Below are 917 nucleotides of genomic sequence, written 5' to 3'. Positions count from 1 at the left end.
TCCCCCAGCTCGTCGGGGCCGGGATCCGGGGGTTCCTCAGCCGTCGGCCCCGACGAGCTGGGGGATCTCCTGGGTGGCGTACCACAGCAGCTCGTGGTCCTCGGCGCCGTCCACGACGAACTGGGCGTCGTCGTCCCCCGCGTCCGCCGCCTCCAGGGCCTGGGCGGCGGCGGCCACGTCCGCCTCCGCCTCGTCCGCGTCGACGTGCACGGCGGCCGCCTTGCCCAGCGGCAGCGGGCCGGTCACCCGCACCTCGCCGAGCGCGGCGGGGTCGAGTCCGCGGTCGGGGTCGGACGCCGCCGCGCCGTCGGGCACGTCCACGGCGACCACGACCCGGCGGCGCGGTGCGCCCGGGTCCTTGGCCAGCAGCCGCAGGGAGGCGAGCGCGGCCCGGCTCAGTGCGGCGTACTCCAGTTCCTCGATGTCGTCGGAGAGGTACCACTCGCGCAGGGCGGGCGTCACGGCGTACGCGAGGACCGACTCCGCCCCGAGCTCTCCCGTCTTGTGCGCCTCGGCGAGACCGGAGAGGGTCAAAGGGACGTAGACACGCATGGCAGGCCGCTTTCGTGGTCGGAGTTTCGCCACCCGGACGGCCTTCAGGATACGTGCGCAAGCCTTCTTTCGAGTCCTGGCCACGCCCCCCGGGACGTCCACCCCGGGCCTGCCGCCTCACCCGGTGCGCCCTTGTCCTCCCAAGGGACACGCCCCTCCCGATCACTCTGATGAGTGAATTCGTCCGCCGCGCGACGCGCGCCGCGCCGTGCTTGCCGCCGCCGCGTTCTCCCCGTACAAGAGGCCCCACAGGAAGTTACTTCCCAGTAGGCACCGGTGTACGCACCGGACGACCACATCGAACGGGGACTCATGAACAAGGTCATGACCAGGGCCCAGCGCCGCCCGGGCACCCGTCCGCCCGG

1 protein-coding gene is annotated in these 917 nt (G+C 73.3%); it reads right to left on the bottom strand.

Features of this window, described 5'->3' with window-relative positions; genetic code table 11:
• Nucleotides 1-36: 36 nt before the first annotated feature.
• A complete protein-coding gene (locus tag CCN35_RS27000) occupies nucleotides 37-552 on the bottom strand; it encodes a DUF6912 family protein (RefSeq protein ID WP_067399574.1) in 516 nt (171 codons plus the stop codon).
• Nucleotides 553-917: the final 365 nt, after the last annotated feature.

The organism is Streptomyces thermovulgaris, assembly GCF_002155915.1.
GTDB lineage: Bacteria > Actinomycetota > Actinomycetes > Streptomycetales > Streptomycetaceae > Streptomyces > Streptomyces thermovulgaris.
The sequence above is the reverse complement of the archived record's forward strand: the minus strand, read 5'-3'. Positions and strand labels throughout refer to the sequence as shown.